The sequence below is a fragment of the Agrobacterium sp. AGB01 genome (genome assembly GCF_014851585.1).
Lineage (GTDB): Bacteria > Pseudomonadota > Alphaproteobacteria > Rhizobiales > Rhizobiaceae > Agrobacterium.
The window spans coordinates 214,901-239,538 of the sequence record NZ_JACVAB010000005.1; the positions used below are offsets into that span (position 1 = coordinate 214,901).

Annotated in this window: 23 protein-coding genes; 15 read left to right on the forward strand and 8 right to left on the reverse strand. The window is 55.3% G+C overall.

Annotation, left to right across the window (positions count from 1 at the left end; translation table 11 throughout):
- Positions 1-107 precede the first annotated feature (107 nt).
- Positions 108-671 (reverse strand): TetR/AcrR family transcriptional regulator, encoded by a 564-nt coding sequence (locus tag IB237_RS18235; RefSeq protein ID WP_192490116.1) that lies wholly within the window; start codon positions 669-671, stop codon positions 108-110.
- A gap of 110 nt (positions 672-781) precedes the next feature.
- Between IB237_RS18235 and IB237_RS18240 the strand changes: the two genes are divergently transcribed.
- From IB237_RS18240 to IB237_RS18255, 4 genes are all read left to right on the forward strand, one after another.
- Complete coding sequence (locus IB237_RS18240; protein ID WP_192490117.1) at positions 782-1,570, forward strand: SDR family oxidoreductase; 789 nt, start codon at positions 782-784, stop codon at positions 1,568-1,570.
- 55 nt (positions 1,571-1,625) lie between these two features.
- Entirely contained in the window at positions 1,626-2,720 is a 1,095-nt protein-coding gene (locus tag IB237_RS18245; protein WP_192490118.1) for an alkene reductase, read from the forward strand.
- Positions 2,721-2,845: 125 nt separating this feature from the next.
- The gene (locus IB237_RS18250) at positions 2,846-3,670 is read left to right on the forward strand and encodes an oxidoreductase (RefSeq protein WP_192490119.1); all 825 of its coding nucleotides are present in this window, start codon (positions 2,846-2,848) and stop codon (positions 3,668-3,670) included.
- A 147-nt stretch (positions 3,671-3,817) separates the two neighbouring features.
- Positions 3,818-4,822: an NADP-dependent oxidoreductase gene (locus IB237_RS18255; RefSeq protein WP_192490120.1), complete on the forward strand. Its 1,005-nt coding sequence runs from the start codon at positions 3,818-3,820 to the stop codon at positions 4,820-4,822.
- 639 nt (positions 4,823-5,461) lie between these two features.
- Here the strand turns inward: IB237_RS18255 and IB237_RS18260 are convergent.
- Positions 5,462-5,944, reverse strand: coding sequence for a hypothetical protein (locus tag IB237_RS18260; protein ID WP_192490121.1), 483 nt, complete (start codon positions 5,942-5,944; stop codon positions 5,462-5,464).
- Between the two features lie 211 nt (positions 5,945-6,155).
- Between IB237_RS18260 and IB237_RS18265 the strand changes: the two genes are divergently transcribed.
- Together IB237_RS18265 and IB237_RS18270 are read left to right on the forward strand one after the other, a co-directional pair.
- Positions 6,156-6,581 carry a plastocyanin/azurin family copper-binding protein gene (locus tag IB237_RS18265; RefSeq protein ID WP_192490319.1) on the forward strand — a complete coding sequence of 142 codons (426 nt, stop codon included), beginning with the start codon at positions 6,156-6,158 and terminating at the stop codon, positions 6,579-6,581.
- A gap of 515 nt (positions 6,582-7,096) precedes the next feature.
- On the forward strand, positions 7,097-7,555 hold the full coding sequence (locus IB237_RS18270) for a pyridoxamine 5'-phosphate oxidase family protein (protein WP_246788072.1): 459 nt from the start codon (positions 7,097-7,099) through the stop codon (positions 7,553-7,555).
- Positions 7,556-7,741: 186 nt separating this feature from the next.
- On the opposite strand, the gene IB237_RS18275 is transcribed toward IB237_RS18270, so the two are convergent.
- On the reverse strand, positions 7,742-8,503 hold the full coding sequence (locus IB237_RS18275) for an IclR family transcriptional regulator C-terminal domain-containing protein (RefSeq protein ID WP_192490122.1): 762 nt from the start codon (positions 8,501-8,503) through the stop codon (positions 7,742-7,744).
- 138 nt (positions 8,504-8,641) lie between these two features.
- On the opposite strand from IB237_RS18275, the gene IB237_RS18280 reads away from it, so the two are divergent.
- Genes IB237_RS18280 through pcaF form a run of 3 tightly spaced genes read left to right on the forward strand, consistent with a single transcriptional unit; the run spans position 8,642 to position 11,252 of the window.
- Entirely contained in the window at positions 8,642-9,349 is a 708-nt protein-coding gene (locus tag IB237_RS18280) for a 3-oxoacid CoA-transferase subunit A (protein ID WP_192490123.1), read from the forward strand.
- Positions 9,346-10,035: a CoA transferase subunit B gene (locus tag IB237_RS18285; RefSeq protein WP_192490124.1), complete on the forward strand. Its 690-nt coding sequence runs from the start codon at positions 9,346-9,348 to the stop codon at positions 10,033-10,035. Before IB237_RS18280 ends, IB237_RS18285 begins: the two co-directional genes overlap by 4 nt.
- A gap of 11 nt (positions 10,036-10,046) precedes the next feature.
- On the forward strand, positions 10,047-11,252 hold the full coding sequence (gene pcaF, locus IB237_RS18290) for a 3-oxoadipyl-CoA thiolase (protein WP_192490125.1): 1,206 nt from the start codon (positions 10,047-10,049) through the stop codon (positions 11,250-11,252).
- Positions 11,253-11,682: 430 nt separating this feature from the next.
- On the opposite strand, the gene IB237_RS18295 is transcribed toward pcaF, so the two are convergent.
- Positions 11,683-12,573, reverse strand: a complete 891-nt coding sequence (locus IB237_RS18295) for a LysR family transcriptional regulator (RefSeq protein ID WP_192490126.1) — start codon at positions 12,571-12,573, stop codon at positions 11,683-11,685.
- Positions 12,574-12,687: 114 nt separating this feature from the next.
- Here IB237_RS18295 and IB237_RS18300 point away from each other — a divergent pair, with 114 nt between their 5' ends.
- Positions 12,688-13,860: a mandelate racemase/muconate lactonizing enzyme family protein gene (locus IB237_RS18300; RefSeq protein ID WP_192490127.1), complete on the forward strand. Its 1,173-nt coding sequence runs from the start codon at positions 12,688-12,690 to the stop codon at positions 13,858-13,860.
- A gap of 10 nt (positions 13,861-13,870) precedes the next feature.
- Here the strand turns inward: IB237_RS18300 and IB237_RS18305 are convergent, their stop codons facing one another.
- Positions 13,871-14,896, reverse strand: a complete 1,026-nt coding sequence (locus IB237_RS18305) for a LacI family DNA-binding transcriptional regulator (protein ID WP_192490128.1) — start codon at positions 14,894-14,896, stop codon at positions 13,871-13,873.
- A gap of 239 nt (positions 14,897-15,135) precedes the next feature.
- On the opposite strand from IB237_RS18305, the gene IB237_RS18310 reads away from it, so the two are divergent.
- The 5 genes from IB237_RS18310 (at position 15,136) to IB237_RS18330 (ending at position 20,724) form a co-directional block, all read left to right on the forward strand.
- On the forward strand, positions 15,136-16,116 hold the full coding sequence (locus IB237_RS18310) for a tripartite tricarboxylate transporter substrate binding protein (RefSeq protein ID WP_192490129.1): 981 nt from the start codon (positions 15,136-15,138) through the stop codon (positions 16,114-16,116).
- Between the two features lie 67 nt (positions 16,117-16,183).
- Complete coding sequence (locus tag IB237_RS18315) at positions 16,184-16,663, forward strand: tripartite tricarboxylate transporter TctB family protein (protein ID WP_192490130.1); 480 nt, start codon at positions 16,184-16,186, stop codon at positions 16,661-16,663.
- 38 nt (positions 16,664-16,701) lie between these two features.
- The gene (locus IB237_RS18320; RefSeq protein ID WP_192490131.1) at positions 16,702-18,201 is read left to right on the forward strand and encodes a tripartite tricarboxylate transporter permease; all 1,500 of its coding nucleotides are present in this window, start codon (positions 16,702-16,704) and stop codon (positions 18,199-18,201) included.
- Between the two features lie 48 nt (positions 18,202-18,249).
- On the forward strand, positions 18,250-19,986 hold the full coding sequence (araD, locus tag IB237_RS18325) for an L-arabinonate dehydratase (RefSeq protein ID WP_192490132.1): 1,737 nt from the start codon (positions 18,250-18,252) through the stop codon (positions 19,984-19,986).
- 27 nt (positions 19,987-20,013) lie between these two features.
- Positions 20,014-20,724: a ribonuclease activity regulator RraA gene (locus tag IB237_RS18330; RefSeq protein WP_192490133.1), complete on the forward strand. Its 711-nt coding sequence runs from the start codon at positions 20,014-20,016 to the stop codon at positions 20,722-20,724.
- A 169-nt stretch (positions 20,725-20,893) separates the two neighbouring features.
- Here the strand turns inward: IB237_RS18330 and IB237_RS18335 are convergent, their stop codons facing one another.
- The 3 genes from IB237_RS18335 to ehuD form a co-directional block, all read right to left on the reverse strand.
- On the reverse strand, positions 20,894-23,056 hold the full coding sequence (locus IB237_RS18335; RefSeq protein WP_192490134.1) for a mechanosensitive ion channel domain-containing protein: 2,163 nt from the start codon (positions 23,054-23,056) through the stop codon (positions 20,894-20,896).
- Positions 23,057-23,174: 118 nt separating this feature from the next.
- Positions 23,175-23,948 carry an ectoine/hydroxyectoine ABC transporter ATP-binding protein EhuA gene (ehuA, locus tag IB237_RS18340; RefSeq protein ID WP_210324015.1) on the reverse strand — a complete coding sequence of 258 codons (774 nt, stop codon included), beginning with the start codon at positions 23,946-23,948 and terminating at the stop codon, positions 23,175-23,177.
- Positions 23,945-24,637 (reverse strand): ectoine/hydroxyectoine ABC transporter permease subunit EhuD, encoded by a 693-nt coding sequence (ehuD, locus tag IB237_RS18345; RefSeq protein ID WP_192490135.1) that lies wholly within the window; start codon positions 24,635-24,637, stop codon positions 23,945-23,947. Before ehuD ends, ehuA begins: the two co-directional genes overlap by 4 nt.
- Position 24,638: the final 1 nt, after the last annotated feature.

Consider the following 24,638-nt stretch of genomic DNA (forward strand, 5'->3'; position numbering starts at 1 on the left):
TAGCCGCGGTGCCATCAACCAAATTTTCAGGATCGAGAAGGGTTGTGAGCACATCGTACCACGCCAGTCTTTGCCGTTCTGCGTTCGGTTGCTTGAATGCGCATGTTCTAGTCATGCGCGACCTCTCCGACACGCGTGTCGATCCAGGCGCGGGTCTGATCAAGAACCTCGTTTGACAATTCAGGGTCATCGACCGCTCTGGCAAGGATCACCGCTCCCACCATGGCGGCCCAGCTTCCAATCGCGGCACGGCGTTTGTCGGCGGTATCCTCGCCCGGAAGCGCCTTTTCGATGCGGGCGAGTTGTGCGCGCAGACCTTCTGTCATCGCGGCTGTCGCTGCGGGCGTCTGGTGGCGAATGGCGGCGGCCAGACCGGCGGTCGGGCATCCATTGCCGGGGTTGTTACGGTGTCGAGGCGCCAGATAGGAGGCAACGAAATCGCTGAAGGTTGCGCCTGAGAAACTGTCTGCCGCAAGCGCGTGCGCCAGCGTCTGCGCCACCAGATCATCCTTTGAGCTGAAATGCCCATAGAACCCGCCATGGGTCAGGCCAGCCGCCTTCATAACCTCTGCAACACTGACCGCCTCAAACCCCTTGTCTTTAAACAACAGGCTGGCGACGTCCAGAATGCGGCGTCTGTTCTCGGCCATTTGTTCTCGGCTGACCTTCATTTCAAATTTCTCCGTAGTCACAGTTGACTTTTACATGATGACCATCATATTTAAATGCATTCATGATGATCGTCATGAATATAGGATCAACGACAGAAAAGAGCAATCCGATGAGCCAAATTCCTGCAGTCCTGATAACGGGCGCCTCTACTGGCATTGGCGCAACCTATGCCGAACGCTTTGCGCGCCGCGGCCATGATCTTGTGCTGGTGGCCCGAGACGTGGCCCGCTTGGAGGCGCTTGCCAGCCGTCTTCGCCAGCAAACCGGCGTGACGATCGATATCCTCCCGGCCGATCTCACGAATACGGCGGACCTTGTTAAGGTCGAGACCCGGCTGCGGGACGATGCGCGCATCGGCATTCTCGTCAACAATGCCGGAACGGCAATCGGCGGAAGTTTTGTCGACCAGAGCATAGACGACATGACCAAGCTCGTTGCACTCAACGCCACCGCGCTTGTCCGGCTTGCCGGCGCCATTGCGCCGCGCCTTGCCGCAGCGGGTGAGGGTGCAATCGTCAATATCGGGTCGGTCGTTGGCCTCGCGCCGGAATTCGGTATGACGGTTTACGGCGCGACCAAGGCTTTTGTCCTGTTCCTGTCGCAGGGGCTTGCGCACGAACTTGGCCCCAAGGGCGTCTACATTCAGGCCGTGCTTCCTGCAACGACCCGCACCGAAATCTGGGATCATGTCGGCGCAGATGTAAACGCCATGAACAATGTCATGGAAGTGGGCGATCTGGTGGATGCTGCCCTGGTCGGCTTTGATCGTCGCGAACCGGTGACGATACCGCCGCTTCACGACGACGGACAGTGGGATGCTTTTGATGGCGCACGCAAAGCCATGCTTGGCAACTATGGTAACGCTGCTCCAGCCCAGCGGTATCGGACGCCAGCCTGAGTATCCCCCGCAGCAAGCCAACGCAATAGCAGAACAAACACCACAGGTACACATCATGACCAACAACCTGCTCTTCAAACCCTACACCCTTGGCGCCATCACTCTTGCAAACCGCATCGTCATGGCGCCGCTTACCCGCAACCGGGCCGGCGCGGGCTTCGTGCCCGGCGAACTGGCCACGGAATATTACGCACAGCGTGCGTCGGCTGGTCTGATCATTTCTGAAGCCACCCAGATTTCTCAGCAAGGGCAAGGTTACCAGGACACACCCGGCATCTATAACCAGGCGCAGATCGATGGCTGGCGCAAAGTAACCGACGCCGTGCACGGAAAGGGCGGACGCATCGTCCTGCAGCTTTGGCATGTCGGTCGCATCAGCCATGTCGACCTGCAGCCCAATGGCGGCCAGCCCGTTGCCCCCTCGGCAATTCGCGCGGAAACCAAGACCTTCGTCAATAATGCCTTTGTTGATGTTTCAGAGCCTCGCGCGCTGGAAATCGATGAACTGGCCGGCATCGTCAACGACTTCCGCAAGGCCGCCGCCAATGCCATTGAGGCCGGTTTCGATGGCGTCGAGGTTCACGGCGCCAATGGCTATCTGCTGGAACAGTTTGCCAAGGACGGTGCCAATGTCCGAACCGATGCCTATGGCGGCTCGGTGGAAAACCGAGCGCGTCTGATGCTGGAAGTCACCGCAGCGGTGGCGCAGGAGATTGGCGCAGAACGCACCGGCATCCGGATTTCGCCGGTCTCGCCCGCCAACGGCATTTCCAGCAGCGATCCGCAGGCACAGTACGGCTATATCGTCGATCAGCTCGATGCGCTTGGCATTGCCTATCTTCATGTCGTTGAAGGCGCGACAGGCGGCCCACGCGACGTGGCACCATTTGATTACGCGTCACTGCGCCGCCGCTTCTCCAAGACCTATATCGCCAATAACGGCTATGATCTGGACTTGGCAACGTCGCAACTGGCCGATAAAAAGGCGGATCTTATCGCCTTCGGTCGTCCGTTCATTTCCAATCCGGACTTGGTAGAGCGGCTGCAAAGCGGCGCACCGCTGGCGGAAATGAATCCGGCCACGCTCTATGGTGGCGGTGCTGCGGGTTATACCGACTATGCGCGCTTTAACGAGACGTCCGGCAGCTAAGCAAAGGGAGCCGTGCGTCAGTACGGCTCCCTGTAATGCCAATCATCATCAATCAATGACTATTCCCTCCGGCAACTCCCAGGGCTGCGCGGCAGGCTGTCGCGCACCAGATCGAGAAGAAAGCTATGACCACCTTGACACCAAAAGGACAGAAAACTGCATTCGTCACCGGTGCATCCAGCGGCATCGGCAAGGCAGCAGCATTGGCGCTAAGCCGGGCGGGTTTCCGTGTCATTGGCACCAGCCGCAAGGCGGCGGCTGGCGAGATCCGCCACGGCATACGGATGATCGCTTGCGACGTGACTTCGGACGCCTCCGTTGCCGCCGCTGTGGCGCTGGCCCATGCAGAACTCGGCCGCATTGACCTGTTGGTCAACAATGCCGGCTACGCCATATCGGGCGCGGCTGAGGAAAGCTCCATCGAGCAGGTTCATGCCCTGTTCGACACCAATTTCCTGGGTGTTGTGCGCGTGACCAACGTGGTCCTTCCGATCATGCGTCAGCAGGCCGGTGGGCGGATCCTCAATGTCGGCTCGGTTGTGGGGCTTATTCCCGGCCCCTTCGGCGCCTATTACACGGCAAGCAAACACGCAATCGAGGGTTATTCCGAATCCCTGGATCATGAGGTGCGGGGCTTCGGCATCCGCGTTGCCGTCATCGAGCCATGGGCCACCAAGACCTCCATCGAAGCCAACTCACCACAGGGCGATCGTCCCGTTGCGGCGTACCGCGATACATTCGCCAGATATCAGTCCGCGTTTAATGCTGCCATGGCGGCAGGCGACACGGCAGATGATGTCGCAGCGACCATCCTTGCGGCTGCACAGGCCGGGAAGCCCGGTCTGCGTTACCCTTCAGGCAAGGCTGCACGACAGACCTCCTTTGCCCGGCGTTTCCTTCCGCGTGCGCTGTTTGATCGCATCCTGCGCAAACAGTTCAACATCGCCTGATGGCCTGTCGTATTCCCGATGCCGGGCTCGTGATCTAAGGTGATGCCGGTCACGGTGGGATAGTCCAATAGCATTCAAAGTTCGTGCTGAAAGCCCTGGCTTTTCCGGCCGCCTGAACTGACAGTCGTTTCACACTGGAGAAAGCCCGTGAAAGCATTCGTCGTCGACAAATACAAGAAGAACGGCCCGTTGCGTCTGGCGGATATGCCCGATCCTGAAATCGGTGCCGATGATGTGTTGGTTCGCATTAACGCCAGCGCAATCAACCTTCTGGATTCCAAGCTTCGTGACGGCGAATTCAAGTTGTTTCTGCCGTATCGGCCGCCCTTCATTCTCGGCCACGATCTGGCCGGAACGGTAATTCGTGTTGGCGTCAATGTGCGAGAGTTCAAGGTAGGTGATGAGGTTTACGCCCGCCCGCGAGATCAGAGGGTTGGCACCTTTGCAGAGATGATCGCGGCTGACGCCGCAGACCTCGCGCCAAAGCCGCAAAGCCTCTCCATGGAAGAGGCCGCATCGATCCCGCTGGTCGGCCTGACCGCATGGCAAGCGCTGGTTGAGGTGGGAAAGGTCAAACCCGGCCAGAAGGTATTCATCCAGGCCGGTTCCGGCGGTGTCGGCACCTTTGCCATCCAACTTGCCAAACACCTCGGCGCAACCGTGGCGACCACCACCAGTGCCGCCAATGCCGCGCTGGTCAAAAGCCTCGGTGCCGACGTGGTGATCGATTACAAGACGCAAGACTTCGCGCAGGTGTTGAGCGGTTATGACCTGGTGCTGAACAGCCAGGACAGCAAAACGCTGGAAAAGTCACTCAACGTCCTCAAACCCGGTGGAAAGCTCATCTCGATTTCCGGCCCGCCGGACGGTCCCTTCGCCAAATCGCTGCGGTTGAACCTGTTCCTGCGTTTCGTGATGCGGCTGCTGAGCCGCAGTATTCTGAAAAAGGCAAGGAGCCGGGGCGTCGACTACTCCTTCCTGTTCATGCACGCAGACGGGCAGCAATTGCGTGAAATCGCCACGCTGATCGACGTCGGCATCATCCGTCCGGTGGTGGACAAGGTGTTCCCCTTTGAGCAGACGCCTGAAGCCTTGGCCTATGTCGAGACCGGCCGCGCCAAGGGAAAGGTCGTGGTTCGGGTTGCAGATTAGCTTCGCCGCAGCACTAGAAGCTTCTTGTCGCTGTTATCACATTTGCCGCTGATTTCGGTCTCAGCATAGACAAGGTGGCGACTGTCGGCGCCCGTGGCCATGCCGCTGCCACGATGGCTCGCCTTCCCTCACGCATTTATCAAGTAGTTTAATCTGCTGCTCAAACAGGACTGAGCTTCGCAGCAAGCCAATCTGTCCGGAACCAGATGTGGGTCGACCATGGTCGCCTTACTTTTTTCCGCTGTGTTAGCATAAAGGAAATTACTTACCTTGCTGATCAGTTTGGATGAAACAGCCTCCATGACGAACAAAAAAGAAGCGCGGCCTTGCATGAGCTCGCCACGAATGCTGTCAAGTACGGTGCGCTATCGACTGAGACGGGACGTGTTTCCATCAAGTGGACTGTCGAAGGTGAGCGCTTTCAATTTGTCTGGCACGATACGAACGGCCCTCGCGTTGCAGCACCCAAACGCAGACGCTTCGGCACCCGAATGATAGAACGCGCCCTATCGGCCACAGTGCGTGGAGAGGCAAAAATCGAATACCTATCCGAAGGCCTTCTCTTTACGCTCGACTGTACAACAGGTGATTTGCGTTAAAGAACCACCGTGACGTGAGATATGACAGAATAAGGCTTTGTCAGCGCTGCATCGCACAAAGCCGCGACAAATTTGATTGTGCCCAATTGCGCGCAGCTGCCTGAACATCTTCCAGGCTCGACAGAATGGCACCAATTTCACCACTGACCTTGAGATCAGAACTTATGATACGACACGCCGCCATATCGAGCGTGGCTGCAACCGTGACTTCACTATCAACGGCTGGCATTTGGACGAAAGAGTCTTCTCCCGACTGGCAGGTCAGCATCGCCTTTGCTGTGACCGATACGACGTTATTGGGAAAGGAGCAGGTATCGAGTGAAACGATGTCGAACCTTGCTGTTTGATTTGGGCCGACGGGGATTTGCTCACAAAGCTGTAGAGTGGAAACTGACCGCGCTATTTGGCTCCAGTTGGGGGTGTTAAGGGCTGAGCGGCAGTCGGCATGCGCCGTCCCGGTGAGCGAGAACATGGTCGCCGAAAGCATACACACGGCTGTCTGTTGACGTGTTTGTTTTCTCATTGCCCGTCCTTCTCAAGCGGGGAGTTATAAGGACAGATTTATAAGCCTAATTTACGGTGGAACGACGGCAGTGCGGAAATAATCGCATGCGCTAAAGTCACCTTTTGCCAAGTTGGTTCAAGGGAGGATCAGCGAGAGTTTGATCATTCAGGCTGATGTCAGCATTGATTTCTATGAGCTGGTTCCCGATGACAAACCAAGGGAACATACAATGCGCATCCTAAAGAGAATTTTTATGACCTGTGCTGCGTTCTGCGTCGCAGCGCCTGTGTTCGCAGCGACTACGATTAAGGTTGTCGAAGGAGGCGAAGGTGGCGGTCCGATGACGTTGACGCTCGATCAGTCGACGATCAAGGCCGGTGATACGACGTTTCTGGTTCACAATGACGCCATGACAGAAGAGCACGAAATGGTGCTCGTCAAGCTGAAGTCAGCGGATCAGATGATCTCCATCAACAAATCCAAGAATAGGGTCGACGAGAAGGCCCTGCACAGCATGGGCGAAGTTGCCGAGTTAAAGCCTGGCGCTGACGGGCAGTTGAAAGTTAAGCTAGTTCCTGGATCATATGTCCTGTTATGCAATATCAAGGGACACTATGGAGCGGGCATGCATGCCATGCTGACGGTCACAAAGTAGGCCCGCGCAATCCATAGGGCACGTTCGATTTTTGAGGCTGGGACATGCAACCTCTGTGATGCTCTAAATGCAATGGTTTAATTGCGACACCGATTAAGCCATTGCATTCTTCGGCCTGCCCGCGTCCTGCTGTAGCTGACAGCCGCCCTTGTGATTTCAAATCAAATGCCCCTAGATGACATGAGCGCATGGACGTGGCGTATCCCGAAGACCAAGTGGCAAGTGCCAATATTCAAACATGGTCCGCATAACTCTTCCGGTTTTTAGCCACAAGTCGGATGCCGTTTTGCCCAACGTGCTACCGCATCCCCGCCACTATCCGGGTGCTAATTTTGTTCATCTGCTGACCTCTCATGTGCGACAATTGTACTGGCAGGTAACCGTCGTGCGAAGCATGACTGACGGTAAACATGATGGGTGGCAAAGTCGGCGCAAAAGGCGCAAGAATAGCGCTCTGCCAGCAAACCACAGTGCGTACGCAAACCGTATCGCTGCGGGTAAACAGGAGCTCCAAAATGAATTTGCGAGATATGACAAGGCAGGAATGCGAGACGATGCTTTCGGTCAACCAGATTGGTCATCTCGGCTGCATCTGTGACGAGCGTCCTTATGTTGTTCCAATACGGTATGCTTTCAGGGACGGCGCCTTTTACAGCTTTTCATTACCGGGCAAAAAGATCGACAGTCTTCGACTTAACCCGCACGCCTGCGTCCAGATTGAGCAATTGGTCACACCGGATGAATGGCAGAGCGTCCTTCTCGAGGGCCGCTATCAAGAACTGCCTGACGACGAAAAATGGCATGATGAACATATGTATGCCTGGTCTCTTTTACAGCAGAGGGCCAACTGGTGGGAACCGGGAATGTACAAGTCCACGGATGCTGTAGGCCTCACTCCCGTTTTCTACAGTATCCAGATTGAAGTTATCTCTGGGCGCCATGCAACAAGGGATTTGATCGCAAGCACTAGCTAAATCCACTGTCGGTGAAGGATGCGCTGTCGATATCTTTGACGAACGACTGTGTGCACTGCAGATCAACTCGAGTGACACGAGTAACACATCAGGGCTCGTCGGCATGACAATGCTATCTGGTGCAGATCATACGTGAGGTCGCAGCCTCTCTCTCGCTAATTTGAGACCCGCCAATCGTTTTCAGATTCAGGCGAGAACGCCCTGAAGCTCGCGGCTTACCTGCAGCAATGACGGCAGATAGGTCTCAATGACCTCTACCATGGGCTCAGGGGAGGCTGCGAGCCCCGTATTGAGAGCCCCGATGACAACGCCGCGCGCATTTTTAAGTGGAACCGCGACAGATCGCAGCCCTTGCTCTACCTCCTGGTCGACCGCGGCATATCCTTGCTTTCTCACCAGTTCCAACTCTGCCATTATCGCGTCGACATCATTGACTGTCCGCAAAGTTCTGGCCTGGAGCGGATGGCCCGCCAGCATGTCGCGAACGTGATGTTCAGCCAGTGCCGCCAGCATAACGCGCCCCAAAGATGTGCAGTAGGCCGGAAGTCGTGACCCGGGCATGAGAGCAATCGACATCACTCTTCTCTGCGCTGCACGGGCCACGTAAACGATTTCCGCATCGTCCAGAATAGCAACAGACGTACTCTGACCGATCTTTTCCGACAGTTGATCAAGCCAAGGCTGGACAATGCGTGGCAATGGCATGGAGGCAAGGCATCCTGTTCCGAGCCGCAGCACACGCGGGGTCACGGTGAAGAATTTGCCATCATACGCACAGTACCCATGTTCTGCGAGGGTCAACAGACATCGCCGGGCGGTGGCTCGGTCCAGTCCCGTGATGTCCGCAGTTTGCGAAATGCTCAAGCGCGGTGTTTCGGCGGTAAATGCTTCGATAACGCGTAGGCCTTTGGCTAATCCGCCCATCATGTCATTTTGCTTGATGGCCACATCATTTCTCATTTGTGCGATATGTAAACAAATACAGCATATCGCACAATTCGGTTGAGGTCGACAATGTGCAGCGGTAGAAAATTAGACAAGGCTCCTTAACGGGGCCATCGAAGTTACATCCGTGGAGGTCGTAGGATGGACAAGACGAGCCCGAACCTTGCGCAAGCCGTCTCGGAAATTGGTGACGGTGCAACGGTGATGATCGGGGGGTTCGGAGGATCCGGTGCGCCGATTGAACTTATTCACGCACTGATCGACAAAGGGCCGAAAGGCCTGACAGTGATAAACAATAATGCCGGAAATGGCCGGATAGGCATCGCTGCCATGATCGATGCGGGCATGGTCCGCAAAATGATCTGTTCGTTTCCGAAATCGTCTGATCCGCGTGCATTTACTGACAGGTATCTTGCTGGTGAAATCGAACTTGAGCTTGTTCCGCAAGGCACGCTCGCGGAACGTATTCGTGCGGGCGGAGCTGGAATTCCGGCATTCTACACGCCGACCGCCTACGGCACGGAGCTTGCCGACGGAAAGCCGATCGGCGAGTTTGATGGCAGGCACTATGTTCAGGAGCGTTGGCTCAAGGCCGATTTCGCCATCATCAAGGCTCATCTCGGCGATCGCCATGGCAACCTGATCTATAACAAGGCCGCACGCAACTTCAATCCGTTGATGTGCATGGCCGCTGCCAGGACGATTGTTCAGGTCTCCGGCATCGTCGAACCCGGGGAAATTGATCCCGAACATGTCGTGACCCCCGGGATTTTTGTTGATCGTCTTGTCGAGGTCTCACAGCCACAACAGGAAGAGGAACTCATTCGGGCCGGAGTTGCTTACGCATGACAAGTGCCATTCACGAGGAACACAAGCTAAGCAACGCGCAGATTGCCTGGCGTGCAGCCCAGGACATCGCTGACGGTGCCTATGTCAACCTTGGTATCGGTTTTCCTGAGATGGTTGCGCGGTACCAACCACCCGGCCGGGAAGCGGTATTCCACACGGAAAACGGCATCCTCGATTTTGGAGAGGCGCCGAAGGTCGGTGAGGAGGATTGGGATCTCATCAATGCCGGGAAAAAGGCTGTGACTTTGAAGCCCGGTGCCGCGTTCTTCCATCATGCAGACAGTTTTGCCATGGTGCGCGGTGGTCATCTCGATGTCGCTATTCTCGGTGCCTTACAGGTTGCGCAAAATGGAGACCTTGCGAATTGGCGGGTCGGTTCAAAGGGTGTGCCAGCGGTCGGCGGTGCGATGGATCTTGTGCACGGCGCCAAGCAGGTCTTTGTCATCACCGAGCACGTGACCAAGAACGGCGAGCCGAAGCTGGTTGAGAAATGCACGTTCCCGTTGACCGGTGTTGCTTGCGTCACACGCATCTACACCAGCCACGCTGTCATCGACGTCGCTCAGGGGCGTTTTGTGCTGAGGGAGAAACTTGCCGGCATGAGCGTTGATGATCTGCAAGCCATGACCGGAGCAGCGCTGCATGTCGACGGGGCGGTCGCCGACCTCGTCGTTCCTGATTTGTGAGGGCAATACCTATGGCCGAAGCTTACATCTGCGACTACGTCAGAACCCCCATTGGCCGGTTTGGCGGGGCGCTTTCCTCGGTACGCGCTGACGATCTCGGAGCTTTGCCGCTCAAGGCGCTGGTCGAACGAAATACTGGCGTCGACTGGGATGCGATTGGAGACATCATTTATGGCTGTGCCAATCAGGCAGGGGAAGACAACAGGAATGTCGCGCGTATGTCGCTACTTCTTGCTGGGCTACCGGTCTCCGTTAGTGGCACCACAGTCAACCGCCTGTGCGGTTCCGGTATGGATGCGGTCATGACCGCCGCCCGCGCTATTAAATCAGGCGAAGCAGACTTAATGATCGCTGGAGGCGTGGAAAGCATGAGCCGTGCGCCTTTTGTGATGCCCAAGGCGGACACGGCGTTTTCCCGTCATGCGGAAATCCATGACACGACGATTGGTTGGCGTTTCATCAATCCATTGATGAAAAATCTGTATGGCGTCGATTCCATGCCCGAAACGGGGGAAAATGTTGCGCAAGATTACCGGATTTCTCGCGAAGATCAGGATGCATTTGCGTTTCGCAGCCAGATGAAAGCCGCGGCTGCGCAGGAAAATGGCCGACTTGCCCGAGAAATCACCCCGGTTTTCGTGCCGCAGCGAAAGGGTGAGGCCATCATGGTGTCCCAAGATGAGCATCCCCGAGCAACAACGCTTGAAGCCCTTGCCAAACTCGGCACACCTTTCAGGAAGGAAGGGGGAACGGTGACAGCCGGCAATGCGTCAGGGGTCAACGACGGCGCTGCCGCTCTCATACTCGCTTCCGAGCAAGCCGCAAAAAAATATGGTCTGACGCCACTTGCCCGTGTTCTGGCCGGTGCGGCAGCCGGTGTTCCTCCGCGCGTCATGGGCATTGGCCCTGTACCGGCCTCTAAGAAGCTGATGACGATGCTCGGCCTCACCCAGGACCGCTTCGATGTCATTGAACTCAACGAAGCTTTCGCATCACAAGGCCTGGCAACGTTAAGAGAGCTCGGCATCGCCGATGATGACCCGCGCGTTAATCCAAATGGCGGCGCGATAGCGCTTGGCCACCCGTTGGGTATGTCGGGCGCCCGCATTGCAGGAACAGCCGCGCTTCAACTTTCTCTGGCCAAGGGCAGATATGCGCTGGCAACAATGTGCATCGGCGTGGGACAGGGTATTGCGATCGCTTTGGAGGGTGTTTGACGTTTAACCAAGGAAAGGCGATCGGATCAAGCGGAATTGGGACCGCTTAAGCGATACTTTGGTCACGGTAGCCATATTTACGATCCAATCACTACGGCAAAGTTACATGCCTTATCTGGACGCGGAGAGGCTTCGAAATTGCGTCGCCCTCGTTTGCGAGATAAGCCATTGGCCGATTGCACGATTAAAAGCCAAGCTTAATCATAGAGAGTTGTATTGTATGGATTGCCTCGCTCTTCCTGTCCTACACGTTCCAATACGGCCTTTAGGTGAGCTGACTAGCGATTGTATCGTGACCGTAAGCTTGAAAGGGGTGTAGCGCTGCTCAGCCCGATGCCCTCGGCCGTAAAACAGAGCTTGGCGGAGTTGGTGCAAGGTTGCGTGGTGGCCTTGTCATCAACTCGAGGCACTAGGTCGCAGCAACTATTTGTTATCGCAATTCGGCGCTCGTAGTGGCAATCTCGCGTATGTCCCACATCAGTGCGTTTCGATTGCCCGGGCTCCATATGGCATGAAGCTCGGCAATACATTCGTGCTTCAGATCCAGTGCACGAAAAACGACATTATCGAAGCAAGCATTTTGGGTGCCAGCGGGTACGATTGCCAGACCGATACCTGCGCTGACCAGTGACAATATTGCCTGCGAATGTGTCATATTCTGCACGATACGCGGTGTGACGCCGTTTTCCGCCATTAGCCGAGCGAGTTTGTCGTGCAGATAACGTGCTGCAGACGAAAACATGATGAAGGGTTCGCCATTGAGGGCATCCAGTGGCGAGCGGCGATTGGCCGCTAGTGGATGGGTGCGGGGAATGGCCAGCATCATGGTTTCGCGCGCGACACAAAGACTTTCAAGGTGGTGCGAGCCGGTTAGTGGACGAGACAAGCCAAGATCAATTTCTCCGCCATTGATAGCCTGAAGCTGTTCGGCGGTTTCCATCTGCACCAGTTCGAGTTCAATTTGGGGAGCAAGAGCGCGGGCCTGACTGATGAAGCCCGGCAAGAAGCTGTAAGTGGCGGCACCAACAAATGCGACCTTGACAGATCCGGCGCTGCCGCGAGCAGCCCTTCTGGTCACCGTGACAGCGGCATTGCCGATTTCCAGGAGTTTCTGGGCCTCGACTAGAAATGTCAGGCCTGCAGGTGTCAGGACGACACGCCTGCTATTCCTTTCAAAAAGTGTAACATCCAGTGTTTGCTCCAGCAACTTGATCTGCCGACTGAGCGGGGGCTGTGTGATGTTCAGACGTCGGGCGGCACGGCTGAAGTTCAGTTCAGAGGCCACCATAACGAATGAACGGACCTGTCCTAAATCAAGCATCTATTCAAATCCGGTATAGATATTCAACAACAATCAACTTGGACTTAAATGGATTGGGGCGTTATCAGTCAAGCATGACAGCTCTACAGAAGCTCGAAATCGGGAGGCGGCTAGATGGATATGCATGCTTTAAAGACAGGTCAGCAAGGATTTCAGTCGGCCGGGGACAGTATTGCCTGGATAAAGCTGTCGTCGATCTTCCTGCCGTTGAAAACACCGTTTAGTGACGCGAAGGTTTTAACAGGCAGACAAAAGCCGCTGACGGAAGTAGCATTCCTGTTTGCGGAAATCGAAACGAAGCAAGGCTATAGCGGGATCGGTTTCAGCTATTCAAAGCGAGCTGGCGGACCTGGGCAATATGAGCACGCCAAGGAAATCGCACATGTCCTGATCGGCGAGGACCCCAATGATATTGGCAAGTTGTGGAACAAGCTTTGCTGGGCAGGCGCCTCAGTCGGCCGAAGCGGACTTGCCGTACAAGCCATCGCGGCCTTTGATGTGGCCTTATGGGATCTCAAAGCCAAACGTGCGGGACTGCCTCTGGCGAAGTTGCTGGGAGCGCACCGTGATTCCGTGCAGTGCTATAATACGTCAGGCGGCTTCCTTTCGTCGCCGATCGAAGAGGTTATTGACAACGTTGAAATGTCAATTGCGTCAGGTATCGGCGGCATCAAGATCAAGGTTGGTCAGCCCGATATGAGTGCTGATCTGAAGCGCGTTGCTGCAGTGCATGAGCACATTGGTGGGCAGGCAGCGATGATGGTTGATGCAAACCAACAATGGGATCGCCCAAGCGCGATGCGTTTTGGCCGCCTTATGGAGCCCTATCTCCTAACCTGGATCGAAGAGCCGCTCGATGCCTATGACGTGGAAGGCCATGCCGCCCTCGCAGCACAGCTCGATACGCCCATTGCAACAGGCGAGATGCTGGCAAGTGTTCTCGAGCACATCGCGCTTATCCAAAACAACGCCGTGGATTTTATCCAGCCGGACGCACCCCGTGTCGGTGGTATCACCCAGTTCCTGAAAATTTGCGCGCTGGCGGAAGCCAAGAAACTGCAGCTTGCTCCGCACTTCGCTATGGAAATTCACTTGCATCTGGCAGCAGCCTACGAGCTGGAACCTTGGGTAGAGCATTTCGATTGGCTTGACCCGCTATTTAATGAGCGGCTGGAGATTAAACAGGGGCGTATGCTCGTTCCAACCCGACCGGGGTTGGGCATTACTCTTTCAGAACAGTCCGGGCATTGGACGCGCGGAATGGCTGAATTTGGCAAACGTCCGTAACCAAGATGCGTCAGGCCGTTCCTCGGGCAACGATGTGGAAGTCTACATTGATCATGGCTTCCACGTCTTTGTCGCCTTCGATCTTTCTGAGGATTGAGCGGGCAGCCTTGGTGCCTATCTCTCGGCGATCAATGCGAACAGTGGTTAGTGGCGGGTGTGTGTGGGGAGCGAAATCGAAATCACCAAAGCCGACTATTCCAAGTTTGTCCGGCATGCTGCATCCGCGGGCGTGGGCTTCCGCCAATGCGCCGTGAGCGACCACATCTGAAGAGCAGAACACGCCAAGCGTACCTTCTCCACGATCCAAAAGCTGAGCCATCGCCATTCTTCCGTCACGGAAAGTGGACGGCGAGTTCATTTCGAGTTCGGGCAATTCGACATCAGCAATACCCTTGAGGCGTCCAACAAAACCGTCACGGCGCTGGACAGCGCGAGGATCATTGGCGCCCACCTGTGCGTAACGGTCATACCCCTTGATCAGCAAATGTTCAGCCACCAGAACGCCGACCGCTGCATGAGAAAAACCAACCGCTGTATCGAGCGGCGAGGGTGTGGAATCCCAGATTTCGACAATGGGCAGGCCTGCCCCCGTCAGCATGGCGCGGGTCTCTTTAAGGTGAGTGATACCGGTCAGAATGATGCCGTCGGGGCGTCGTGCCAGGATCGCACGGGTTAATTCCAGTTCCCGGCTGGCATCATAACCGGAGAGACCAAGAAGCAGCTGATAGTCGGCGGAGACGAGTTCCGCATTCAGACCTTCGATGGTTTCGGCAAAGATTGTACTCGCAACCGAGGGAACAATGGCAGCGATCAACCGGGTCCGCCTGGACGCCAAACCGCCGGCCAGAAGATTTGGCACATAACCGGTCTTGGCGATCACTCGCTCAATGGCTTCCAGCGTCCGGGGTTTAACGAGGCTAGGCGTGTTGATAGCCCGTGAAACTGTCACTGGCGACACACCTGCCAGCTTGGCGATGTCGGCAAGTGTCACTGGACCATTTGTAACATTGTTTTTGGTCTTGTCGTGTTCGGTCATCGCAATAGTCCCCATTAAAATGATTTACGCTTTCATTTTATGTATAATCAAGTGGCAATATAGAAAATCTCATAGTTGGCTTGTTAATCCATTGATTCAAAATACTTTAAAAAATACGCTCGCTGGTTGAAGTTCAGGATTTTAATTTTATAATGAAAGCGCTTCCATTCCTTCGTCGGAGGATTTCGAAGGGTGGGTAGGTAACGCTGGCGGGAGGCCAGAAAAGAGGAGGAATTATAATGAACCTCAAACGTTTCATGACGTTGGCGGCCGCTACCGCCATATTGGCTGTAGCCAGTTCACAGTCGAGCCAAGCTGATGACTATCCATCCAAGACCGTCACGGTTGTCGTTCCATTTGCAGCTGGCGGAAATACAGATACCTTTGGCCGTCTGGTCGCCGAGCAACTGGACAAGAGGCTGGGGCAACGTTTTATCGTTGAAAACAAGCCCGGTGCCGGTGGCAATATCGGTCTTGGTGATCTGGCCCGTTCGAAGCCGGATGGCTACACGATTGGCATGGGCACGGTGAGCTCTAACGCCATCAATCAGACGCTGTACAAAACTTTGCCTTATGACAAGGAAAAAGGCTTTGCGCCAATTTCGCTGATTGCGAGCTTGCCCAACGTTCTGGTTGTCAATCCAGACAAGATCAAAGCCAACTCCGTTGAAGAATTGATCACTTTTCTGAAATCCGAGCCGGGAAAGCATACATATGCATCGTCCGGGGTTGGTACATCCATCCACTTGGCTGGCGAGCTTCTGGCAACCAAGGCCGATCTTAAAATCACCCATGTGCCCTACAAGGGCAGCAGCCAGGCCATTCTCGATGTCGTGGCCGGTCACGTGGACATGATGTTTGACAATATCCCGACCGCCGCCCAGCAGGTGAAAGCCGGAAAGGTCAAGGCGCTCGCCGTAACAAGTCTGGAAAAAGCCAGCCTGCTGCCAGATGTGCCAACAATGGCAAGCGTTATTCCGGGATTTGAAGCAACTTCATGGCACGGTCTGTTTGCGCCCGCCGGTACTCCGCCTGAGATTGTTGAAAAACTGAGTAAGGAAGTTCAGGCGATCATTGCAGACCCGGCGATGCAGGAGAAACTTAAAGCCATGGGCGTAACGCCTGTCGGCAATACGTCGGCTGAATTCCAGACCTTCATCGACAGTGAAACGGCCAAGTGGGCCGAGGTTATCAAGGCTGCCAACGTGCCGCTGCAGTGATGTTATCTGCCGGCCGGAGTTGAACGCAGTTCCGGCCGGTACATTTTACACACGCGAGTATCATGCCATGCTGAAGATAAAAAACGGCCGCGACTTCGTCGGCGGCGTAACAATGATTTGTACCGGTCTCCTGTTCATTTGGTTCGGGCGGGATCTACAGGTAGGCAACTCTTTCCAGATGGGCCCTGGCTATTTCCCAACCATGCTGAGCCTGCTGCTGATGGCCCTTGGAACTCTGATCATTGTGCAGTCACTGATAGTTGAGGTGGAAGATGATGGGCCTGAAGCGTGGAATTGGATGGCCTATTTTCTGGTCATTCTGGCGCCCATCGGCTTCGGACTTCTACTGGCCAGACTGGGTCTTGCCGTCACAATATTCCTGCTCATCGTCGGGGTTGCCACGGCAAGTCGTTATGCCAACTGGCGTCATGCCATCTTACTTGGTTTGTTTCTCGCGGCCTGTTCGGTTCTGCTTTTTACGAAGCTCTTGTCGCTTCCCGTCAGTGCCTTCGGGCCTTGGATTCCTTTCGTCGGTGACTTTTTCTAAGGTTTGCCAGCCAGCCGCGCAACCGGATTGGATTACACATGGACATCTTCTCTAACCTCTGGCTCGGTGCCTCAACGGCCTTCATGCCGATGAACTTGTTTTACGGTTTTATCGGCTGTCTTCTCGGGACTGCGATCGGCGTACTGCCGGGCCTTGGTCCGACCGCCACAATTGCAATGCTGTTGCCGATTACCTTTGGGTTACCGCCGGAATCTGCACTTATCATGTTGGCGGGCATATTTTACGGCGCGCAATATGGCGGATCGACAACCGCAATTCTGATCAATCTTCCAGGTGAAAGTTCGTCTGTCGTTACCGCCATTGACGGGTACCAGATGGCACGAAATGGCCGTGCAGGTGCCGCGCTGGCAACCGCAGCCCTTGGTTCATTTTTTGCCGGTTCGGTTGCGACCATCCTGCTTGCTGTAGCCGCGCCGCCACTGGCATCCGTTGCGCTCAAATTTGGGCCCGCAGAATATTTTTCGCTAATGGTGCTGGGGCTTGTCGCCTCTGTTGCACTCGCGAGCGGCTCACTGCTGAAGGCCTTTGCCATGATCGTGTTCGGTCTCGTCCTCGGTACCATCGGCACTGACGTGGAAAGCGGTACGCCACGCTACGTGTTTAATGTTCCGGAGCTTTATGACGGCCTGAATTTCGTGGCAGTCAGCATGGGAATTTTTGGAATCTGTGAAATCCTGCGCAATCTGGAAAATGAGCAGGAGCGTTCGGTCGGCGTCAAACGGGTCACAGGACTGATGCTGTCGAAGGATGATTTTCGGCGGATTTGTGCTCCGGTTCTGCGCGGCACCGCACTGGGGTCTTTTCTGGGCGTTCTTCCAGGTGGTGGCGCGATGCTTGCGTCCTTTGCTTCCTATGCGGTGGAGAAACGGATTTCTCCCAACAAAGCCGAATTCGGCAAAGGCGCAATCGAAGGCGTTGCTGCCCCTGAATCTGCAAATAATGCCGGTGCGCAGACATCGTTTATTCCGATGCTTACCCTTGGCATTCCCGGAAACCCTGTCATGGCGCTGATGGTTGGTGCGATGATCATTCAGGGTATCACACCCGGACCGAATGTGATCTCGGATGAACCGGCGCTGTTCTGGGGCATGATTGTCTCAATGTGGTCGGGCAATCTCATGCTCGTCATCCTGAACCTGCCACTGATCGGGCTTTGGGTGCGCATGTTGACGGTGCCGTATCACTTGCTGTTTCCGGCGATTATCGGTTTCTGCTGTATCGGCGCCTACAGCATCAACAACAGTGTGTTTGATGTCTTTGTCATGGCTGCCTTCAGCGTTATCGGTCTTGCACTCAGCAAGATGCGCTTTGAACCGGCACCGTTGCTTCTGGGTTTTATCCTCGGGCCGATGCTGGAAGAAAATCTGCGGCGAGCCATGCTGATCAGCCAGGGTGATCCGACCATCTTCGTACGCAGCCCTCTTAGTCTGTCATTGCTGGTCTTTGCCGTTGTCGTACTGGCTCTCGTATTGTCGCCGAGCATCAGTCGCAAGCGGGATGAGGCATTCACTGAATAACGGATATTATCGATCCAGCTTGGGTGCCCTGTGGCACGGGAGTATGAAATGGCAGACCGGAAAACCTACAATGAGTTGCGCTCAGCGCGCTGGATGATACCGGACGACCAACGGTCGTTCGGACACCGATCGCGCACGATGCAGATGGGTTACGCGCCGCAAGATTGGGAAGGTCGACCAATCATCGCGATCATCAACACGTGGTCGGATGCGCAGCCCTGTCACATGCATTTCCGCGAGCGCGTTGACTGGGTCAAGCGCGGCGTACTGCAATCCGGAGGTTTTCCGATGGAGTTGCCAGCGCTCTCATTGTCGGAGAATTTCGTGAAACCGACGACAATGCTTTATCGCAACATGCTTGCGATGGAGACAGAGGAATTGCTGCGTTCACATCCGGTCGACGGCGCCGTGTTGATGGGTGGTTGTGACAAGACCACGCCAGGTCTCGTCATGGGCGCCGTGTCGATGGGCATTCCGTTTATCTATCTGCCTGCAGGCCCGATGTTGCGTGGTAACTATGCAGGCAAGGCACTGGGTTCTGGCACGGACGGTTTCAAATATTGGGATGAGCGGCGCGCCGGAACAATTTCCCAAGAGGAATGGCAGGGCATTGAAGGTGGTATTGCCCGAAGCTATGGCCACTGCATGACAATGGGCACGGCATCAACGATGACCGCGATTGCCGAGGCTATGGGACTTACGCTTCCCGGAGCCTCGTCTATTCCAGCTGCTGACGCCAACCACCAACGCATGTCTGCCGCGTGCGGACGGCGCATTGTCGACATGGTGTGGGAAGACCTCACTCCGGACAAAATAATTACGCCAGCGGCCGTAAACAACTCAGTGACGGTCGCCATGGCAACAGGCTGTTCGACCAATGCGATCATTCATCTGATTGCAATGGCCAGGCGTGCCGGCGTTCCGCTGGAACTGGATGATCTTGATCGTATCGGTCGCACAACGCCTGTCATCGCCAACATCCGCCCATCCGGCACGACCTATCTGATGGAAGACTTTTTTTATGCTGGAGGCCTTCGCGCGTTGATGAAACAACTCGGTGACAAGCTTGACCCGAGCGCCATCTGCGTGACGGGCAAGCCTCTGGTGGAAGGGCTGGATACGGTAAAAGTTTGGAATGAGGATGTTATCCGGCCGCTGTCAAATCCTGTTTATCATCAGGGTTCGCTTGCCGTGTTAAAAGGCAATCTGTGCCCGGATGGTGCAGTCATCAAGCCGGCCGCCTGTGATCCTAAATTTCACAGGCACAAAGGGCCGGCACTTGTCGCCGACAGCTACCCCGAACTGAAGGCGATCATCGATGATCCTGATTATCCGTTGACGCCTGAGACTGTGCTGGTACTGCGCAATGCCGGACCGCAGGGTGGCCCGGGAATGCCGGAATGGGGAATGATACCCATGCCTAAGGCCCTGCTGAAACTCGGACTGAGAGACATGGTACGCATTTCGGATGCCCGCATGTCCGGCACGAGTTTTGGCGCCTGCGTGTTGCATGCCTCACCTGAAGCATTTGTTGGCGGTCCTCTGGCGCTGTTGAAAAGCGGCGACATGGTCGAACTCGACATTCCCGCTCGCAGTCTCAACATGCTCGTCCCAGAAGCGGAGCTTGAGGCGCGCCGCGCCGCCTGGGCCGCGCCTGAGCCACGGTATGAACGCGGTTACGGCTTTATGTTCACCAAGCACATCGAGCAGGCAGACAAGGGTTGTGATTTCGATTTTCTGAAAACCGAGTTCGGCGCAAAAGTGTCCGAGCCTGCCATCAATTGAGCAACACGTATTAGGAACGAGGATAATATGAACCCCGATACCCGTGAGAAACTGATGGGCGTATCCGTTGCAACGCTGTGCTCGGCGCTCTACAAGCGCGGCTTGAAAAACCAGACTATCCAGGATGTGCGGCCGGTACGACCAAAGGGCCGCAACATGGTCGGCCCGGCATTTACGCTTCGCTATATGCCGGCGCGTGAAGATCGTAATCCGATGTCCGTGTTTCGCGACCCAAAGCATCCACAACGCCATGCCATCGAGACCTGCCCTGAAGGTTCGGTACTGGTCATGGATAGCCGCAAAGATCCGCGCGCGGCTTCGGCTGGTGATATTCTGATTACAAGGTTGATGGTACGTGGCGGCGCGGGTGTCGTCACAGATGGCGGCTTTCGCGACGCAATGACGATTGGAGAACTCGACATTCCAGCCTATCACAACCGACCATCCAGCCCGACAAACCTGACGCTGCATGAGGCTATTGATATCAACGTGCCGATTGGCTGCGGTGACGTGGCCGTTTTTCCAGGGGATATCATGGTGGGTGATGACGACAGCGTTATCGTCATACCCGAGGAGATCGCCGATGAAATTGCTGATGAGGCCGTCGAGATGACGGCGTATGAGGATTTCGTCACTGAACGGGTTAAGGCAGGCCAGACGATTATCGGTCTTTATCCGGCAACGGATGAAAGCAACCTGGCCCTGTTTGCTGAATGGCGTCGAATAAATGGCAGGTGAAACGCCGCCATTACGTCCAAAGGCTGAGCTGGTCTCTGACTGCTCGCAAAGAACGGACAACACGTGGGCGTGACTTACTGGGCGCAACGAAGTTGTGTTGTCCCTAACAAGTGCTGCCGACGCAGACGACCCGGCCTGGTCGTGCCAGGTCCTGACCGTGATGGAAGTCTTATGAAATGTTGGTACTTGGTAGGTAGCCCGAACCGCTGGCGTCAACGGCGAGGGAAACGTGAGGGAACGGGATGTTGATACCGCGCTGATCGAAAACCTGCTTGATGATTTCGTTGTAGGCTCGCCCAGTTCCCCAATGACTGCCAGCCAACGTCTTGATGCGTGCTCTGACCGTTATGAAGCTGTCGCCGAAAGCGGTGATGCCGTGCATTTCCAGGTCGTCAATCACCTTGTCTTTCCACTCCGTCTGCATCAGCAAATCAAAGGCCTCCTGCATGGCACTTTTGACGGCGCCAATGTCTTCCCTGAGCCCCACACGGATTTCCGCAACATGATAGCCAAAATCCTTCATGAGATTGGAGACAGTGTCGACCGAGGAAAATGGAATGAGGTGAAGTGTGCCATCCAGTGAACGTATGGAAACGGAGCGAATGGTAAGCTTCTCCACGGCGCCGGTCACGTTACCAAGGCTGACGATATCGCCCTCGTTCATGACATTTTCAAGTTGAATGAAGACGCCAGTAATTATGTCCTGCACGAGCTTCTGTGCACCGAAACCAATGGCAAGACCAAGTACGCCAGCGCCCGCCAAGAGTGGTGCGATGTTCACACCAATTTGTGCCAGTGCAAGCATTGTCACCAGGATCACAAGTGCAATGTTGAAGGCGTTACGAAACAGGGAAAGTAGCGTCTTCTCGCGACTTGTCGGTATCGAACCAAATTCGGGATTGAGCCGGTATTCGATCCATGATGCCATAGACAAATAGGCTAGAAAGCCAAGCAAAAGGATGACCAGTGCTGCAATGGTTGATGTAGTGAAGCGTTGGCCGGTCTCCGATGCCAACCAGCCTAGAAAATCGATCAATCCCCAGGACTGAGCCACCGCGATCAGAACCCCGGCCGACACCAGAGAACGGACGATCTGCATCATCAGCGGAACGAAGGCTTGTAGCCTCGCCTGAAGCATTGGCAGACGAAGCCGTACGTCGTCCGGCAGTCGAAGGCCAGCATTTGCAAAGCGCGCCACGAACGCGATCACCAAGCTCCCAAAAATGAATGCAAGGATCGATTTAACCGTTGCTGCCACCATGAAGGGCAGCGCAATTGCCGGATTGACGAGCCAAACGATAAGAGCCGAGACGACATAAGCGATTGCAAGAAGGTGCCATATGCCGGCCAAAAAAGCTCCGCTACGACTGATGAAGTCGACCCGACCGCTTGCCGCTCTCGCAGAGAGTGTTTGTTTCACCCGGTCACGGTTTTGTAAAATAATGATCACAGCGATGAGCAAAACTGTGAGCATTACCACGACGCGAACCACTTGCGCTGCCGTGTCAGAGGCAAGCGAGGCGATAACGGGTGCCACGAACAAGAACGTATAGCCAACGAGCGAGATTATTCGCGCCAGCCAGAAATACCAATAGGCTGCAGTCGTATCGCATACAGGAGGCAGGCGAAGAGCTGGAAAGCGCGGCTGCAGCATCGTCCGCATGGCGACCTTCAGCAGTTCTACCATGAGAAATGCATTGAGAAGCAGTGTCTGGTTGATGTCCATTCGGCCCGTGCCGCCGCCAACCACCTGAAGGGCAATAATGTAGCCTGCACCCCAAGACAAAGCGATAGCCATAATGTCGATGAGCGTTGATACTGCCGTGAAGAGCACGCGCAAAGACCAGTGTCTGCCATCGGCTCGGCTTGCAAAACGGTGCTGTAGAAAATGAGTTGTCATGCGCAACACGAGATAAGACGCAAACAGCGCTGCCCCGACCAGAAGGACGTTGAGAACAAACGCCTGAAAAGCGCGATAATTCATACTGTCTGGTTCGGAGATAATCGTCGCTATGCTGGAGACACCCTCCCAAACGGCCTCGCCTCCAGCGACGATATGCTCTGCCGCCGCTTTTGTTTGTTCTGCGATCTGGCGAGCAATCGTGGGCTCACCGGGATCTGATGTGGTCGAGGCTTGGGCTGCAGCTTCACCTTTCAGGCGGCTCAACAGTGCGTGACGTGCTTCTTCGTTCTCGAGGATACGGATCAGGTCATCGACACTGCTGGCCTGCTTTGAAACGGCTTCGCGTCCGTTTTGAGCGAATGATGGGGCGGATAGCAGGATCATCGATAGAAAGAGAATGAAACTGGCAACGATATTACATGCACGCATGCTGGCTTTCGAAGTCTGGGCTGAAATAAAAAGGTTCGAATGGTCGCTGGCCGCGGACCGGACAGCATGACTGCCGCTGCTGACAAGATGAGTGTCGTGCCGGGCAGGGTTGCCGAACCTAGTTCAACACCGCCTGGAGAAACTCTCTTGTCCGCTCCTCGGTGGGATCGGTGAAGATATCTTCAGGTGCACCTTCTTCTCGAATTCTCCCGCGGTCGAAAAAACACACGCGGTCGGAGATTTCCCGCGCAAAGCGCATTTCGTGCGTTACCAGCAGCATTGTGAGATCATGTTCATCGGCAAGCTTGCCAATTACATTTAAAACTTCACCGACAAGTTCCGGATCGAGCGCTGACGTTGGTTCGTCAAACAGTAATATGCTGGGCCGCATGGCGAGCGCGCGGGCAATTCCCACGCGCTGCTTTTGTCCTCCCGAAAGCTGGCTGGGATATTTGTTGGCTTGATCAGAAAGGCCTACAAGTTCCAGCAATTCCTCTGCGCGCAACCGGGCGTCAGCTTTTGATAATCCAAGAACCTGGACTGGGGCCTCCGTTATGTTCCGCAGCACCGTCATGTGGGGAAACAGATTAAAGTGCTGAAACACCATACCAAGTTTGCTGCGCATTTTGCGAAGGTGCGCTTCGCTTGCCGTGATCAGTTCGCCACTGGCATTTCGTTCGTGCCACAGAGGCTCGCCATCCACGGTGACGCTTCCCTCATTGATACCTTCCAATGTCATGAGAATTCGCAGGACAGTGGATTTGCCCGAGCCAGAAGGGCCGATGATGGAGACTTTCTCACCCTTGCGGACGTTAAAGTCCAATTTGTTGAGGACGGTGAGGTCACCGAAGCGTTTTACCACCTTGTCGAACTTTACGATTGTATCAGTCATTTCAGGGGAATTCCTCGAGTGGGTAGCGAGGCGTCGACAAGGCGAACCCCGGCAGACGCAATGATGGTCATGATGAGATAAATGAGGCCGACCATCGACAGTGGGATAAGGTAGTCGAACGTGCGGTCTCCAACTATTTTGGCGACGTTCAACATTTCCAGAACGGTTACTACCGAGAGGACGGGAACGTCCTTCATGATGGAAACGAGATAGTTTCCCATGGCCGGAATGATGCGCGGCACCGCTTGCGGCAATACGATGTGGCTGAACGTGCGTCGGGAACTCAGATTAAGCGCACGCGCCGCTTCGCGCTGGTCCCTGCCAACAGCTTCCAGACCAGCGCGATAGACCTCGGCCGTATAGGCACTGTACTGAATGCCAAGGGCCAGGGCACCGGTCATGAATGCCGGCAGAACTATGCCGTGTTCCGGCAGCACATAGTAGAGAAAGAACAACTGCACGAGCAATGGCGTGTCGCGTATGAACTCGGTAACTGCCTTGGCGGGCCAGGAGATGAAACGCGACGGTGCATTCTTGAGAACTGCCCACACCAGACCAAGCACCAGTGCTACGACAAAACCTAACACAGCTGCCTGGATTGTGACCACAAGGCCATTGAGCAAGATCGGCAGGATGGAAGCCGCAAACGCAGAGGGACTGGACAGGTCCCATTCATAACCGAAGAGCATC

What these genes read in the sequence shown, in the direction of transcription:
- IB237_RS18235 (WP_192490116.1), bottom strand. Translation starts at nt 671, where the DNA reads ATGAAGGTCAGCCGAGAACAAATGGCCGAGAACAGACGCCGCATTCTG.
- IB237_RS18240 (WP_192490117.1), top strand. Translation starts at nt 782, where the DNA reads ATGAGCCAAATTCCTGCAGTCCTGATAACGGGCGCCTCTACTGGCATT.
- IB237_RS18245 (WP_192490118.1), top strand. Translation starts at nt 1,626, where the DNA reads ATGACCAACAACCTGCTCTTCAAACCCTACACCCTTGGCGCCATCACT.
- IB237_RS18250 (WP_192490119.1), top strand. Translation starts at nt 2,846, where the DNA reads ATGACCACCTTGACACCAAAAGGACAGAAAACTGCATTCGTCACCGGT.
- IB237_RS18260 (WP_192490121.1), bottom strand. Translation starts at nt 5,944, where the DNA reads ATGAGAAAACAAACACGTCAACAGACAGCCGTGTGTATGCTTTCGGCG.
- IB237_RS18265 (WP_192490319.1), top strand. Translation starts at nt 6,156, where the DNA reads ATGCGCATCCTAAAGAGAATTTTTATGACCTGTGCTGCGTTCTGCGTC.
- IB237_RS18270 (WP_246788072.1), top strand. Translation starts at nt 7,097, where the DNA reads ATGAATTTGCGAGATATGACAAGGCAGGAATGCGAGACGATGCTTTCG.
- IB237_RS18280 (WP_192490123.1), top strand. Translation starts at nt 8,642, where the DNA reads ATGGACAAGACGAGCCCGAACCTTGCGCAAGCCGTCTCGGAAATTGGT.
- IB237_RS18285 (WP_192490124.1), top strand. Translation starts at nt 9,346, where the DNA reads ATGACAAGTGCCATTCACGAGGAACACAAGCTAAGCAACGCGCAGATT.
- pcaF (WP_192490125.1), top strand. Translation starts at nt 10,047, where the DNA reads ATGGCCGAAGCTTACATCTGCGACTACGTCAGAACCCCCATTGGCCGG.
- IB237_RS18295 (WP_192490126.1), bottom strand. Translation starts at nt 12,573, where the DNA reads ATGCTTGATTTAGGACAGGTCCGTTCATTCGTTATGGTGGCCTCTGAA.
- IB237_RS18300 (WP_192490127.1), top strand. Translation starts at nt 12,688, where the DNA reads ATGGATATGCATGCTTTAAAGACAGGTCAGCAAGGATTTCAGTCGGCC.
- IB237_RS18305 (WP_192490128.1), bottom strand. Translation starts at nt 14,896, where the DNA reads ATGACCGAACACGACAAGACCAAAAACAATGTTACAAATGGTCCAGTG.
- IB237_RS18310 (WP_192490129.1), top strand. Translation starts at nt 15,136, where the DNA reads ATGAACCTCAAACGTTTCATGACGTTGGCGGCCGCTACCGCCATATTG.
- IB237_RS18315 (WP_192490130.1), top strand. Translation starts at nt 16,184, where the DNA reads ATGCTGAAGATAAAAAACGGCCGCGACTTCGTCGGCGGCGTAACAATG.
- IB237_RS18320 (WP_192490131.1), top strand. Translation starts at nt 16,702, where the DNA reads ATGGACATCTTCTCTAACCTCTGGCTCGGTGCCTCAACGGCCTTCATG.
- araD (WP_192490132.1), top strand. Translation starts at nt 18,250, where the DNA reads ATGGCAGACCGGAAAACCTACAATGAGTTGCGCTCAGCGCGCTGGATG.
- IB237_RS18330 (WP_192490133.1), top strand. Translation starts at nt 20,014, where the DNA reads ATGAACCCCGATACCCGTGAGAAACTGATGGGCGTATCCGTTGCAACG.
- IB237_RS18335 (WP_192490134.1), bottom strand. Translation starts at nt 23,056, where the DNA reads ATGCGTGCATGTAATATCGTTGCCAGTTTCATTCTCTTTCTATCGATG.
- ehuA (WP_210324015.1), bottom strand. Translation starts at nt 23,948, where the DNA reads ATGACTGATACAATCGTAAAGTTCGACAAGGTGGTAAAACGCTTCGGT.
- ehuD (WP_192490135.1), bottom strand. Translation starts at nt 24,637, where the DNA reads ATGCTCTTCGGTTATGAATGGGACCTGTCCAGTCCCTCTGCGTTTGCG.